The following is a 14,889-nucleotide window of genomic DNA, read 5'->3' as shown; positions in this document are numbered from 1 at the left end:
GCCACCGATCATGAAGGGACTGCTCCTCAAACGCTATCGGGGAATGCGGTCTGCTGATAGCCGCCTCGCAACGTTCCCTCGATATAGCTCGCCTTACACGCGCGGCGAGCGATCTTGCCGCTCGACGTACGCGGAATCGAACCCGCGGGGACAAGCAGGATGTCTCGGGCCGTGACGCCGTGACGGGAAGAAATCGCCGCACGCACAGTGTCCGCGATCGGCTGCGGATCGGCCTTGCCTGCGCCGGGAGCACGCTCGGCCACGATGACCAACTGCTCCGAGGAATCGTCGTCGTCGAACTTCAGACCCGAGTGCGTGTTGGAGAACACGACGGACGGCAGCTGGTTGGCCGGTACGGCAAACGCAGCGATGAAGCCGGGGCGCAGAGCCGGGCTGGCTTCCTGAGCCGAAGCCTCGAGGTCCTGCGGGTAATGATTGCGACCGTCGACGATCACGAGGTCCTTGACGCGCCCGGTGATGTACAGCTCGCCGTCGACGTAGACGCCGAAGTCGCCGGTACGCATCCAGTTGGCATCCGCCGGCGTGCCCTCGGTGTGGCTGTCTTCGCTCAACCGATTGTCCAGCTTGTTGTGGAAGGTCTCCGCCGTCTCGTCAGGGCGACCCCAGTAGCCGATACCGATGTTCTCGCCGTGCAACCAGATCTCGCCGACGTGATTGTCGGGGACCTCGGTCAGCGTCTCGGGATCGACGATCGCCGCCCACTGACTGCGCGAGACGTACCCACAGGAGACCTGCGCGATTGCGTTCTCGGAGTACTGGTCGACGATGACCATGCGTCCCTTGTTGAGTTCCGTGCGGTCGACGTAGATGACCTTGGCCTCGTCGGAATGCTTGGTCGAGGAGACGAAGAGCGTCGCCTCGGCCATGCCGTACGACGGCTTGATCGCAGTCTTGGGCAGACCGTACTGAGCAAAAGCGTCGTTGAACTTGCGCATCGACGACGTCGTGACCGGCTCACTGCCGTTGATCAGACCGATGACGTTGCTCAGGTCCAGGGTCTCGCCGTCCTTCGGCAGGCCACGCGCGGCAGCGTGCTCGAAAGCGAAGTTGGGAGCGGCAGCAAAGGTGCCGGCGCCGTCGGAAACCGCAGCAAGTTCCTTGATCCACCGGTACGGCCGCTGCACGAAAGCACGCGGGCTCATGATGGTGATGTACTTGCCGCCCAGAGCAGGCAGGATGACCGTCAGCAGGCCCATGTCGTGGAACAGCGGCAGCCACGTGACGCCGCGTGAGTCCTCGTTGAGTTCGATGGAGTCGACCATCTGGAGCGCGTTCGTTCCGACAGCACGATGGGTGATCTCCACGCCGGCGGGAACTCGGGTCGAACCCGAGGTGTACTGCAGGTACGCGATGTCGTCGAGTTCGATGTCGGGGCGAACCCACGTTTCACCGACGGTGTCGGGAATCGCGTCGACGGCGATGATGCGCGGACGCTCGGCAGCGGGAAGCGAGCGGAACAACTGTCGAACACCGGCCGCCGACGATGCGGCAGTCAGAATCGCAGTCGGCTTGCAGTCACCGAGAACAGCGTGAAGACGGTCGGTGTGACCGGGCTCGTCCGGATCGAAGAGCGGCACCGCGATGGAACCGGCCTGAATGGCCGCGAAGAACGAAATGACGTAGTCGAGTCCCTGCGGAGCAAGAATCGCGACACGGTCGCCACGCTTGGTGACCTGCTGCAGACGGGCTGCAACAGCGCGCAGACGCACACCGAACTGCTCCCAGGTCAGCTCCAGGGCTTCACCGTCACGCTCGCGTGAGTAGTCGATGTACCGATACGCGAGCTCGTCCGCGTTGACACGCGAGTGTTGCTCGACGTAGTCGACCAGCGTGAAGCCTGGTTGCAGGCGGATCTGGCCCTTCTCGTCGAGAAAGCCATCGAACAGCGCGTTCATTCCATCTCCTCCGAAGCGATCACACAAGCACTGTCTTTCATGCCTGCGCCCCAGACTTCCTTCGCTCTCTCGGGTCCATCTTCGATCAATCGAATCGCACTTTGTGCGCAACTCACCTGAATCACTTCATCGATCCCAAACCATCGATATGTTACAGATTCGCATCGTCCGTATTCTCCGGCCTACTCGCCCGCCAGTAACGGGATGATCGGGGCGAACGCTTCCATCTGCGTCGGGAAGACCCCGACGTACGACATCGACGTCTTCTCGCGGACCAGTCGAATCTGGTCTGCGATTTCCTCGAAAGTGCCCACAGCCAGGTATGGAGAGTTCAACAGCTCCTCCACGCTCAGCTTACGATCCACTTCGATGTTCGGCGGAAAACCTTGGTCCAGAGCGGCGATTGCCATTTCGGCAGCCTGCTCTCGATCGTCGGTGATCATGATCATGGTGATGGTCCAGTTGAGTTCGATCTCATCGAAACGCTCGCCGGCAGCTTCGCGGATCCGCTCGACACGTTCGATGGTCTTTTCCATCGTGATTCCGGAGAGCAGAAGCCGCCCGTCACGGTTGGTCGGTGTGGCGACCGAGATGATGTCCGCGTACTTCGCCGCGAGAGCAAGCATCTTCGGGCCTCCGCCGCCCACGATGATCGGTGGCCGCGGGCCCTGCCGCGGTCGCGGGCTGCCCTTGAGGCCGCGCACCTGATAGTGCTTGCCTTCGAAAGTGCATTCCTGCCCGCGCAGAAGAACGTCGAGAATCTGCAGAGACTCCTCGAGCTTCTCGATGCGAACGCCCGGACTTTCGTAGGCGATGCCGCCCTTGTCGAACTCTTCCTTCATCCAGCCCGCACCGATACCGAGTTCGAGTCGACCACCGGACAGCACGTCGATAGTCGCCGCGTCCTTCGCGAGCACAGCAGGATGACGGAAGCCGTTGGCCAACACGGCGGTGCCGAGACGAATCTTGTCGGTGGCCACCGCGAGCGCTCCGAGAGCGGCGATCGGGCCGACCTGATTACCCAGGTGATCCGGAATCATGAACGAGTCGTAGCCGAGTTCCTCGGCCTTCTGCGCGAGCTTGACGAAGCGTCGCGCACCACCCTCTTCGGCGTTGCCCTCGCCACCGGCCGCAAACCGAAATTTGCGTAGGGCATCGCTGCCGTGGGTGGAACTCATATATCGATCTCCTGTGATGGACACGTACGTCGTACTCGAACTACAAACTCGGACAAATCGAACCTACTCGCCAGTCACTTACGTGACAGCACTGTAGAGGAAGCCCCCGGACCGTGCAGCACTCTACCGGGACCAAACGAGCAGATTACCCGCGAGCGAACTCCCGAGACGCCCGATTGTGACGAATCAACAGTGCGGCGGTGACTCAACTGTGGGGCGGCGTCGGTGCAGCGTCGATCTTCTCCGCAGCCCACTGTGCCATCCATTGGGTGGCCGTCGTGCCGTTCGGATCGACTTGGAAGGAGTTGTACATCGCATGCACAGGGTTGTTGTAGTACTCGAGCAGTCGCGGCGCCGAACTCAGCCAGTTGGTCGGGTTGAGAGCGGCTGCCGGCGCGTCGCAGATACCGTCGCTCGGCGCGCAGATCTGATAGGTCCGATCGTTGAGGTCACCGAACCCGCCGGGCCTCGGGCCGGTCATCGTGAGACCGGGCAGCTTCAGCCCGTTCAGCGACAGCTCGGCGCCGACACCGGCAACGCTCGGGCCAACGGTGTTCCCGAACGCCGGATCGCGCCGACCGTCGGCGATCAAGCCGACGCCCAGAACCAGATCGGCAGGCACCGCGCCGGTACCGTCGCCGATACTCGCGGCGACGTCACCCGCGATCACCGCGCCCTGGGAAAATCCGGTCAGGACGTAACTCGTGAGCGGGCACTCGGCGTGCCGCTTCATCAGAAAGTCGTTAGTGGCAGCAGTTCCCGCGGCCCGACTGTTGTTGTAGGACTGCTGTCCGTCCGGCGGGATCGCCACCGGATTCGAAAACTGTGCGACATACGGAACGGTGTAGACGTCGGCCCGTGAAGTATCGAACTTCTCCTGCAGAGGACGGGTCACGTTCAGCATCAACGACGCCGGATTGGCCGTCGGGTTGTACGGGTCGTCGGTAGCGCTCGACTCCCACGTACCCGGTATGGCTACTACCTGGACATCGGGGCAACTGGCCGGCTGAGACACCGGAGGCTCCGGGCTCGGCGGGATCGGAGTCGGCGAAGGCACCCGCCCGGCCAGGATGTACCAACCGCCGATCACGACCGCTGCGACCACAAGAATGATCAGCAGCGGGATCAGGCACCCACGACGCTTTCCAGACCTCGCCATGACCCGCGCCTACTTGCAGTAGGTGGCGTTGGCGACGTCGATGTAGATCTGAGCGTTCGCACCTGCCTGCTCGGGAGTGATCTGCTTGCCTTCCGCCGACGCTTCCTGGCCGACGAAGGCGGTCACGAAGGTCAGGACCTCGTCGTCGGTCTGAGGACCGGCAGCGCAGATGTAATTGGCCGTGTTGACGGCGATGCTTCCGTCACCGGCTGGGGTGATGCCCTTCGCCTTCAGTCCGTCGAGGAACTTCTGTGCCTCGGGACTGACCTCGACGACTGTGGGACCCGGGAAGCCCTCGATGCTCTGCGGCTGCTCCGGCGGCGCGGTGGCCGCGGCTCCCGGACTGGTGGGCGCAGCCGACGCCGTCGTGGTCGCAGAGGCGGACGCAGATGCCGAACCGCTCGAGGACGAAGCCGCCGCGGACGTCGTGGTGACCGGATTGGAGGTTGCAGTGGAGTCGTCACTACCGCACGCGACAAGCGCGCCACCGGTGGCGAGCGCCAGGGCGCCGACCGCGATCGCGCGTGCACAAGTGTTTCGGTTACCCGAGAAAAGCGACATCAATGTCCGTCCTTGCCTTCAGTCGAAAGTCCATCAACAGGTTACGCAACGCACGCGGGCGGGCACCGATCCGTGATCGGGCCCGCCCGTCGTGCACCACTGTGAGTTAGTGAACTTCTGTCTTGTCACCGATCACCGTGATGTAGCCGAACTGGAAGTTCTGCTGGACACCACCGGGAATGTCGAACTTGTCACTGATCGGGAATCCGAGTCGTCCACCTTCGTATCCGACGCTCTTCCAACCGTCGAACAGCGGACCGTTCTCGACGGACCATGCACCGGTGCCGGGGCTCCAGTAGATGTTGCCGCCCTCGAACTCGGTGAAGCGTCCGTTGTCCTTGATCGGAACCTCGTTCGACTTCGGGAATCCGAGCCAGCCGTTTTCCCAGCCGAGTTCGCCGTACTTGCCCATGATCATTCCGAGAACCGCGTGAGTTCCGTTGGCGCTGCTGTACATTGCGCCGATCTCGAATCCCTGGACCTTGCCCGGCTTGCCGGGGGTCGCGATCTCGTCGGCAGTCGGGTAGCCGAGCGGGCCACCTTCCCAACCCTGTGCGGACCACTCGGCGAGGATGTCGCCGCTGACGGGGTGAGCGCCGGTCTGCGGGGTCCAGTAGATGGAGCCGTTCTGGAAGTGGTTGAAGCGTCCGCGTCCGTCGGGGGTACCGAGTTCGGGGGTACGCGGGAAGCCGAGCGGGCCGGCCGCTGCTCCGGTGTTCATGTACGCGCCGGCGATACGACCGGCGACGGGCTGGGCGCCCGTTCCACTGGTGAAGTAGATGCGACCGTTGCGGAAGTCCTGTGCCAGGCCACCCGCGACGCTGTACTCGGGGGTGATGCAGTCACCGATCCAGCCGTTGGCTGCGGCCGTCGCACCGATCTCACCCGAAGTGCCGCAAGCCGGCTTCTCGACCTCGACGCCGATGGCGTTGGCCAACTGCGGCCACAGCTGATGAAGCTCGAACTGCCAGTACGGCCACGAGTGGGTTCCGGACGGGCGGTAGTTGACCTGCGCGGGGATTCCGAGCTGGTTGAGCTTGGTCGCGAAGGTCTGCGAGGTCAGGCGAGCGAGGATCTCGAGGCCCATGCCTGCGTAGTTGGTGCTCACGCCGGGAATTCCCGACGGCTGGTCGTACGGGCCGGTCGTACCGCTACCACTCGAGACGTACAGGCTGACGCCCTTGAGCTTCTCGGCGAGCGCGTACGGATCGTGTGCAGCCCACTGCGGGTTGGACGGCGGTCCCCACATCGCGGCGGAGTTGTATCCACCGGCGTCGGTCATCGCGAACTGGATTGCCTGAGGCATGCCGAGCGAGGTGGTGGTGAGGATGCCGGAGAGCGAAGCGGCGAACTTGAAGAAGCCGGGGTTGCGCGCCGTGAGGAACATGGCGGACGTGCCGCCCATCGACAGTCCGACGACACCGCGTGTCTGCGTGGTCCGCCAGTCCTTTTCGAGGATGGGGGGCAGTTCCTTGGTCAGGAACGTCTCCCACTGGTAGTTCTTGCCGTTGTCGGGCTGGAGCCAGTCGGAGTAGAAGCTGGACTGACCGCCGACCGGGAGGATGACGTTGACGTTCTTGTCCGCGTAGAAGGACTCGGCGTCGGTCTCGTAGGTCCAGGCGTTCTCGTTGTCGGTCGCGCGAAGACCGTCGAGCATCCAGACCGAGGGGAAGCTGGCCGACGGATTGACGTTCCAATCGCGGGCCAAGAGGATCTGCACCTGGATCGGGGTGCCCATCGCGGGAGAGTTCACCCACAGCGCGACGCGACGCTCGCTGAGCCAGTCGACCTTCGTGACCGCTGCTCCGGTGGGGTTCTGGGTGGCGGCCGGTGCGGCCTGAGCAGGTGCCGGCGCGGCTGCCGCGGTTCCGGCCGTCGTCAAGCCCGCGGCGATCGGCAGAACCAGCATCGCTGCCAGTGCGCCGACGACCTTTGTCCGGAAGGTTGCCCGGGACCGGCGACGGTCCTCCGTGGCAAGGCCTACTCGCATGAGCTCACTCTCTTTCCTTACGTTCGGTCCGCGCGTCGATCGTGTGGCCGCCTGAACAGCCAGACCCCCGTTGAAACTATTTCTACACGCAAACGATCCCCGCTTGGGGTAGCCGCGCTGTTACTGGTGGTGCAATTGTTACTGACATCGGGCGCTTGTGCAGCACCTGAATACACAAGTGCCGTCCCGGTTCTCCTTCGAGGAGTCCGGAACGGCACTGGTGAAGTGACTAGGTCACGGGATCGCGCACGATCACCAAGCGTTCATGGTGTCGAGGATCTGGCCGCGAGCCTTCCACAGCTCTGCCGACCAGTACGGCCACGAGTGCGTGCCGTTGGACGGGAAGCTGTAGGTGGCCGGGATACCCAGCGAGTTCATGCGGATCTGGAATGCACGAGTGTTGACCAGGGCGAGAGCCTCGAGGCCCATGCCGTTAGCCGTGTTGTAGTAGTCGATCGGTGCGCGCGGGTGGTCGTATTCACCGGGCAGGCCGCTTGCCGACGAGATGTACATCGACAGGCCCTGCAGACGCGGTGCGAAGACGAACGGGTCGTTGCGCAGCCAGGACGGGCTCCACGGCGGTCCCCACATGGAGTCGACGTTGAAGCGACCGGCATCGAGCATTGCGACGCGGATTGCCTCGCGCATACCCGGAGCCGAGATGTTCAGGTAGCCCGACAGCGAGCCGGCGAACTTGAACTGGTCACGGTGGTAAGCAGCCAGCGTCAGAGCAGCGCTGCCACCCATCGAGAGGCCGAGGACCGCGTTGTTGGTGGGCGAGACGCCGTAGTTCGCGAGGAAGTTGGGGAGTTCTTCGGTGAGGAAGGTTTCCCACTTGTACGTGATCTGCTGGCCGTTGAAGTTCGACGGTGCATACCAGTCGCTGTAGAAGCTGGACTCGCCGCCGACGGGCATCACGAGGGTGATGTTGTCGTTGCGGTACTGGTCCATCGCATTGGTCTCGAAGCTCCACGCGTTGGCGTCGTTACGCGCACGCAGGCCGTCGAGGAGGTAAAGGGCAGCGTTTCCGCCGCGAGCGGCCCACTGGACCTGGACCTTGATGTTGCCCATCGAGGAGGGCACCCACAGCTCGTCGTATCCGCCGGAGGGGGCGGTGTGGCTGGGAGCAGTGTGCGCAGGCGCAGCAGAGGCGACAGCACTACCGGCAACTCCTGCAGCAAGGGGGAGCACAAGTGCTGCGGCACCGATGGCCAACGCTCGGTGCTTGAGGCGCTGGGTCAGCCTCTTTCTGGCAAAACGCATGGATACTGCTCTCTCTCTTCGTCTGCGGAACCCACTCGGTGGAGTGGTTCCGGCGGATTCCGTCGGGGAACAGGCTTTTCTGCCAGCCCGAACGAGTTCGGGTCGGCAGCGGACCTCTTCCAAGTCACACTGCGCTCGCTGGACTTTATGTCACAGGTTCAGCTGTGACAAATAGGTGGACCGTTACGTCCCAATCCGCGAGCAACACCGTCATCACCCCTCGGGGGTGATTCAGGTTAGGTGAATCGTCTTCGAGTACATCGTGGCCAATCAATTCGGTGTTACTGAATCGAAATATTCAAACCCTCAACAGTCGGTGATGCTGATCACATCACCTGGGTGACTCCGGTGGAACGAGACCGCAGCGTTCCAATTCGTAGGCCGGAACCCGGTCGAATCGGTACTTCGCGAAGTCGAATGCCTGCTGGAAGTTCTGTTTGAATCTGGCCCAGGTCAGCTCGGAGCGGTACGACGTGAGCAACTCCTGCGTTTCCGGGCAGGTGATGGCCAGCTTTGCGTCCGCAACCCAGTCTTCGTCGAGGAAGAACGGCAGCCACGGTCGAACGTCGATCATTCCCGTGTCCGCGACCACCCAGTCCGGATAGAGATTCTTGTCGTGCCCGATCCGGCCGTCCTCGAGTCGCTCGGTGTGAGCTGCCAGGGGGTACGCCAGCCCCATCTGATCGAGCACCCGAACGTCGAGGCCGACGTTCATGCTCGTCATTCCGAGGTTGAGGAAGAAGACGACGTGCTCGGCCGGCTCGTCGATCGGTCCGGGTGGTGGGACGACGAACCAGGAGTCGTAGCTCGCGGACGGCAGCAGCAGCCCACCCTCCGGAGTCCGCGCGATGGTCTCGACCATGGCACGCATTCGCGGATAGTCGAGGTAGTCCTCGGCCAGGATCGGATGCTTGTGACCGGTGTTGAGTGCGTAGAACGCTCGCTCGTCGACGATTCCCGAGCGACCCACCACGGATCCTTCGGGCATACCCGTCGTGTTCGCGGCGAAGAAGGCCCAGATGATCGTGCCGATCCACAGCACCGCCGAGACTCCGAAGATCGCGGTGTCGCGATTACTTCCGAACGCTGCCCGCGCCGGCACCCGCAACGGAATGACCGCCACCGGGATGAGCAGGCAGAACAGCACCGGCAACAGGACGCGGCCGTGCATGAAGTCGCCGCCGACGCGCAGAGAGTAGATCCCGAGGATCAGCCCACTGCCGAGAATGAAGGTGACAATCGCCCGCGGCGTGCGCAGAAACTGCTGAAAGCGCTGCCACAGCGGGCGTGCGGGTTGATCTGCGATAGCGGTAGGTGTGTCCGCTCGGCTTCGCCACACGAGCAGCAGCGCACCGATGAGCAGGAACAGCAACGGTAACCAGAGCAGGTACGGCCCGACCAGGTTCCACAGGTAAGCAAAACCCTGCGCCCACTTCGCGCCACCGGCGTCCTTCGACACCGCGGTGTTCGGGTATGGCAAGGCGTAATAGCCCATTCGCCAGATCTGATAGCCCACCGGGACAAGTCCGGCGACGACGACGATCAGTGTGCGAATCTTCCAGGTCAGGCCTGCGGAGAGAACGATCATCATCAACGCGGCAGCACCGGGAATCGCCATCTCGGGTCGAACCAGTGGTCCGAGTCCGGCCACGAACGAGAGAGTCAGGATCGACGCCGTGGACGGCGTCGACGCCTGCGCCCACCGAACGAGCAGTACCCACAGGAGCGCGATCCAGAAGATCACCAAGCATGTCTCGAGCCCGGAAGTGGCGAAATCTCGCGCAGGCGGAACCGCGATGTAGACGAGAACACCCGCCGGTACCAGCAGGATCGTTCCGCCCGCCGACGGCCGAACGCCGCGGTACAGACGACCGGTGCCGAGCATCGCCAACACGACGGCAGCAGTCGATAGTACTAGCGCGATCGTCAGAACAACGTATTCGAGACGGATCTGCGTGAGCCAACTGAACGCGTAGACGATGTACGTCCACGCGGTACTCGTGTTCGCCTCGACACGCTCACCCGCGTTGAAGACCGGGCCGTTCCCCGCGAGCAGGTTGCGGACGGTTCGCAAGACGATGAGTCCGTCGTCGGCGATCCAGCGACGCTCCCACGCACCCCAGAACATGAGGGCAGCAGCAAGCACCACCCCGCCGAGAAAAACTCCTCGACTGAGGGTGGTGCGATTCGCCGCAGTGTCGACGTGCGGGTCGGCCTCGGTGCGTGGCTCAGACGAGGTAGACAGCGACACCCACTACTCCGATCCACGCAATCGCGAGGAGTTGCAGCACCCGGTCACCGAGCGCGATCTCCTCAGGCTCTCCGGCTTCGCCGCCGTCGACGTCCACCGCGTATCGCAGCACCGCGATGGTGAACGGCACCATCGAGATGGCGTACCAGTTGGTGCCCTTGATGGCGTCCTGTTGGAACGCCCACAGTCCGTAGCAGAGGACCAGCGTCGTCGCTGCCATCGTCCACACGAAACGCAGGTACGTCATCGTGTAGCTCTCGAGGGACTTACGGATCTTGGCGCCGGTCTTCTCGGCCAACTGCAGTTCGGCGTAGCGCTTGCCTGCCGCCATGAAGAGTGAGCCGAACGCCATCATCAGCAGGAACCACTGCGAGAGATCGATCTCGGCGGCAACGCCACCGGCGATCGCTCGAAGCAGGAAGCCGGACGAGACGATGCAGATGTCGATGACGGCCTGATGCTTGAGACCGAAGCAGTAGGCGAGCTGGATGACGATGTACACGCCCATGACCACGGCGAGTTGCCAGTTGGCCAGGAAGGACAGCCCGATCGCACCGGCAAGCAGCACGACTGCCATGCCGTAGGCGATGTTGACGGGTAGAACGCCGGCCGCGATGGGACGGAATCGCTTCGTGGGGTGAGCACGGTCGGCTTCGACATCCATCGCGTCGTTGACGAGATAGATGCCTGATGCCGCCATACAGAACACGACGAACGCCAGCGCGACGGGCAACAGCACGTCGGCTTCGGTGGCGGTTCCGGCCGCGATGGGCGCTGCCAGCACAAGGACGTTCTTGACCCACTGACGTGGGCGAAGCGCCTTGACGATGCCGGCGGGCAGGGACTTCGGGGGTCCGCTGACCGTAGCCGGTTCCTCGCTCATTTATCTCCACATTTCTGTTCGGCTCTGGCTTCTTCGACCCGGCGAACTACCGCCGCGGATGCGGCTCCCAGTGCCGCTCCGGCGAGTACGTCGGTCGGGTAGTGAACTCCCAGGACCAGACGCGAGAGCATCATCGGGGGCACCAGCAACGCCGGTAAGGGTAGCCCGGTGAGCCGACCGATCAGCACAGCCGCCGCCGTCGTCGACGTCGCGTGTGATGACGGGAAGCTGAGCTTGCTCGGTGTCGAGACGTTGACCTGCACCGAAGGATCGGAAGGTCGCTTGCGCCTGACCACTCGTTTGATCACCACGGAGGCGGCGTGTGCACCGAATGCTCCGACGGCTGCTCCGGCCCATTCACGTCGACGCGGCTTGTCCACAGCAGCACCGACGGCAGCGATCGCGATCCACCCGAGGGAGTGCTCACCGAAGTGAGACATACCGCGGGCGACCTTGACGGCTCCCGGCAGCTGCCCGACGGTCGACTGAATCCCGGCCAGAATCTGTACTTCAGGAGATGCCGAAGACACGTTCCCACCTTTCCGTGCTGGTCAGTGAAGGAACGGCGTCCTGGTACTGCTTCTTGAGCTCGGGGAAACGGGCGGCGAGTTCGCGGCGCAACCGTGTTGCTTCCTTGAGCAGTTCGAGCGCGAGTTTCGGGTTTCGCTTGCGGTAGACGACGCCGCGACCGTCGGCCGTGGTGACGGTGACGCCGTCGACCTGCGAGAGCAGGAACCAACGGGCGTCGATGGTCGGAACATTGAGCTGAGGGCGCTCGAGGTGTTCCGGCTTGGCCGGCTTCACGTTGTGCACTCCGGCCCTGAGGACCCGGGTGATCTTCGCGACGGTCGACAGCGGCAGGCTCACGTCTCCGACATCCGCACCGGAGGGCAGCGGCAACGCAGTCGACGACGGCAGTACGACGGCGTCGGAGAATTCCTTGCGCTGGGCGTGGACCTCACCGAGTGCCGTCGGCAGCATGTTCGCGACGTGCTCGGGTCCGGCGAGGAAGTCCGCGATGGCCTTGTTCTGGATCGCGACGGTGGAGTACTCGAGGCACAGCAGGTGCTTGAGCGTTGCCTTCACCGTGTTGACCACGAGGCCACGGCCGTTGCCCGGCATGTGGAGCGCGGCCACCACCAGACGGTTACGGAGGTGGAAGTACGCCTGCCAGTCGATGGCGTCGTCCTTGTCGCTCCACGCCATGTGCCAGATCGCGGCACCGGGCAGAGTGACGGTCGGGTATCCGGCTTCCTTTGCGCGCAAACCGTATTCGACATCGTCCCACTTGATGAAGAGCGGCAGCGGCTGCTTGAGTTCTTCGGCGACCTGGCGCGGGATCATGCACATCCACCAGCCGTTGAAGTCGACGTCGATGCGGCGGTGCAGGAGCTTCGACTCGCGCAGCGGTTTCTTCGAGAAATCGTGGTCGTATTCGACGTTCGGCGCCGCGGACCACATGAAGGTGCCGCGGTTGACCACTTCACCCATCACGTGGAGGTGGCTTCGTTCCTGCAGGTTGAGCATCTGCCCACCCACCAGCATCGGCGACTTCGCGAAACGCGAGAACGAAAGCGCACGCAGAATCGAGTCCGGTTCGATCTCGATGTCGTCGTCCATGAACAGGATGTGCTGGCACTGCGTCGTCTTGAGTGCCTCGTACATGATTCGGCTGTATCCGCCCGAGCCGCCGAGGTTGCCCTGATCGTGAATGGCGAGCCGATCACCGAGCGCTGCAGCAGCTTCGGCGAATCCGGGTTCGTCACGCACCTTGCGGGTGCCCTGATCCGGCATGATGACGGCCTTGATCACGTCCGACACCAGCGGATCCGAAGCCAGTGCAGCAAGCGCCTTGACCGCGTCGGTCGGACGGTTGAACGTCGGAATACCAACGGCGACAGTCGCTTCGCCGGGAGCCTCGACGGGCGCGTACCAGCCGCCGCTCTCGACGACCACTGCCGTATCGGTGGTGATGTCGAACCAGATCCAGCCACCGTCCTCGAACGGCGCCAGTTCCACCTCGAACTCGACCGCGGCATCGCCGTCGGCAAATTCCTTGCCTTCCACGTGAATTCGCGAGGAATCCGCCTTGGAACGGTAGATGTCGACGCGGCCGTGGCCGGACAGCTCGAGACGAAGGACCACCGATTTCAGGATGGACCATCGACGCCAGTAGCTGGCAGGGAACGCGTTGAAGTACGTGGCGAACGAGACCTCGGTCTCGGCGCCGAGCGCTACCGACGTGCGCGAGGTCGAGTGCGCCCGCCGACTGTTGGACCAGGACTCTTCCAAGTACAACGTGCGGACGTCGAGCGGCTCACCGGCGCGGGGCAGGATGATCCGCTGAAGCAGGGACTTGCCGAGGTAGGTCACCTCGTCGCCGCTGACGGCATCTTCGCCTTCGAGTAGATGACGTGCGTTCATTCGCTCTCCCCTGCCAATTCCGCACCCGTTTCGAGATGCGGGCGCAGGGTGTTCTCGAACATCGTCAGCGCGCTGGCGATCGCCATGTGCATGTCCAGGTACTGGTAGGTGCCGAGACGCCCACCGAAGAGGACCTTGTTCTCCGCGGTCTCCTTCTTGGCGCGTGAGCGGTACGCGGAGAGCTTCTCGCGATCCTCTGGAGTGTTGATCGGGTAGTACGGCTCGTCCTTCGCCTCCGCGGCACGTGAGAACTCACGCATGATGACGGTCTTGTCGGTCGGGTACTCGCGCTCCGGATGGAAGTGACGGAACTCGTGGATACGGGTGAACGGCACGTCGGCGTCGTTGTAGTTCATGACCGGGGTGCCCTGGAAGTCTCCGGTGGGCAGAACCTCGGTCTCGAAATCGAGGGTGCGCCATCCCAGTGCACCTTCGGAGTAGTCGAAGTAGCGGTCGAGCGGGCCCGTGTAGATGACAGGGGCGTCGGGGCTGGCGGTACGCAGTTCGTCGCGGACGTCGAAGTAATCGGTGTCGAGGCGGACCTCGATCTTCGGATCCTTCGCCATGTTCTCGAGCCACGCCGTGTAGCCGTCGACAGGCAGGCCCTCGTACGTGTCGTTGAAGTAGCGGTTGTCGAAGTTGTAGCGGACCGGCAGGCGGCTGATGTTCGCCGCGGGCAACTCGGTGGGGTCGGTCTGCCACTGCTTAGCCGTGTAGTCACGCACGAATGCTTCGTAGAGCGGGCGCCCGATCAGGGAGATCGCCTTCTCTTCGAGATTGGAGGCGTCCTTCGAATCGATCTCGCTGGACTGTTCGGCGATGAGGGCGCGTGCTTCTTCGGGAGTGAAGTACCGACCGAAGAACTGCGACACGAGGCCGAGTCCCATCGGGAACTGGTACGCCTGTCCCTTGTGCAGCGCGAAGACGCGGTGCTGGTAGTTCGTGAACTCCGTGAACTGGGTGACGTAGTCCCAGACCTTCTTGTTGGAGGTGTGGAACAGGTGGGCACCGTACTTGTGGACCTCGATGCCGGTCTCCGGCTCTGCCTCCGAGTATGCGTTTCCCCCCAGGTGGTGACGGCGATCCAGCACCAGCACGCGCTTACCCAGCTGGGTAGCGGCACGCTCGGCGATGGTCAGCCCGAAGAATCCCGAACCGACGACGATCAGGTCGTACTGGGCACGGGCGGTCTCTGAATTTGCAGCGGTCACGATGAACCAGGGTATCGGACCTGTTCGGAAGCCGAGGGTTGGATGCGTCACCA

At 63.3% G+C, this 14,889-nt stretch carries 11 protein-coding genes; all 11 read right to left on the bottom strand.

Going from position 1 to position 14,889, the window contains the following annotated elements:
• Positions 1-26 precede the first annotated feature (26 nt).
• The gene (gene fadD32 / locus YH3_RS02960; RefSeq protein ID WP_003943899.1) at positions 27-1,916 is read right to left on the bottom strand and encodes a long-chain-fatty-acid--AMP ligase FadD32; all 1,890 of its coding nucleotides are present in this window, start codon (positions 1,914-1,916) and stop codon (positions 27-29) included.
• A gap of 182 nt (positions 1,917-2,098) precedes the next feature.
• Complete coding sequence (locus YH3_RS02955; protein ID WP_007731815.1) at positions 2,099-3,094, bottom strand: LLM class F420-dependent oxidoreductase; 996 nt, start codon at positions 3,092-3,094, stop codon at positions 2,099-2,101.
• 205 nt (positions 3,095-3,299) lie between these two features.
• Positions 3,300-4,253 carry a cutinase family protein gene (locus YH3_RS02950; protein ID WP_003943848.1) on the bottom strand — a complete coding sequence of 318 codons (954 nt, stop codon included), beginning with the start codon at positions 4,251-4,253 and terminating at the stop codon, positions 3,300-3,302.
• A gap of 9 nt (positions 4,254-4,262) precedes the next feature.
• Entirely contained in the window at positions 4,263-4,814 is a 552-nt protein-coding gene (locus tag YH3_RS02945; RefSeq protein ID WP_003943980.1) for a DUF732 domain-containing protein, read from the bottom strand.
• Between the two features lie 106 nt (positions 4,815-4,920).
• Positions 4,921-6,804, bottom strand: coding sequence for an alpha/beta hydrolase-fold protein (locus YH3_RS02940; RefSeq protein WP_003943922.1), 1,884 nt, complete (start codon positions 6,802-6,804; stop codon positions 4,921-4,923).
• A 252-nt stretch (positions 6,805-7,056) separates the two neighbouring features.
• Positions 7,057-8,067 (bottom strand): alpha/beta hydrolase family protein, encoded by a 1,011-nt coding sequence (locus YH3_RS02935; protein ID WP_007731818.1) that lies wholly within the window; start codon positions 8,065-8,067, stop codon positions 7,057-7,059.
• A 331-nt stretch (positions 8,068-8,398) separates the two neighbouring features.
• On the bottom strand, positions 8,399-10,318 hold the full coding sequence (gene zomB, locus YH3_RS02930; RefSeq protein ID WP_064442965.1) for a flagellar motor control protein ZomB: 1,920 nt from the start codon (positions 10,316-10,318) through the stop codon (positions 8,399-8,401).
• Entirely contained in the window at positions 10,296-11,201 is a 906-nt protein-coding gene (locus YH3_RS02925) for a decaprenyl-phosphate phosphoribosyltransferase (RefSeq protein ID WP_003943808.1), read from the bottom strand. Before YH3_RS02925 ends, zomB begins: the two co-directional genes overlap by 23 nt.
• Positions 11,198-11,731, bottom strand: a complete 534-nt coding sequence (locus tag YH3_RS02920; RefSeq protein ID WP_003943893.1) for a phosphatase PAP2 family protein — start codon at positions 11,729-11,731, stop codon at positions 11,198-11,200. Before YH3_RS02920 ends, YH3_RS02925 begins: the two co-directional genes overlap by 4 nt.
• Positions 11,712-13,625, bottom strand: coding sequence for a glycosyltransferase (locus tag YH3_RS02915; RefSeq protein WP_064113798.1), 1,914 nt, complete (start codon positions 13,623-13,625; stop codon positions 11,712-11,714). Before YH3_RS02915 ends, YH3_RS02920 begins: the two co-directional genes overlap by 20 nt.
• Complete coding sequence (gene glf / locus YH3_RS02910) at positions 13,622-14,836, bottom strand: UDP-galactopyranose mutase (protein WP_007731822.1); 1,215 nt, start codon at positions 14,834-14,836, stop codon at positions 13,622-13,624. The genes YH3_RS02915 and glf overlap by 4 nt, the downstream gene beginning before the upstream one ends.
• Between the last annotated feature and the right edge of the window lie 53 nt (positions 14,837-14,889).

This window comes from Rhodococcus sp. YH3-3 (assembly GCF_001653035.1).
GTDB classification, from domain to species: Bacteria; Actinomycetota; Actinomycetes; order Mycobacteriales; family Mycobacteriaceae; genus Rhodococcus_F; species Rhodococcus_F qingshengii.
Note: the sequence above shows the minus strand (reverse complement) of the source record. Positions and strands in the feature narration are given on the sequence as shown.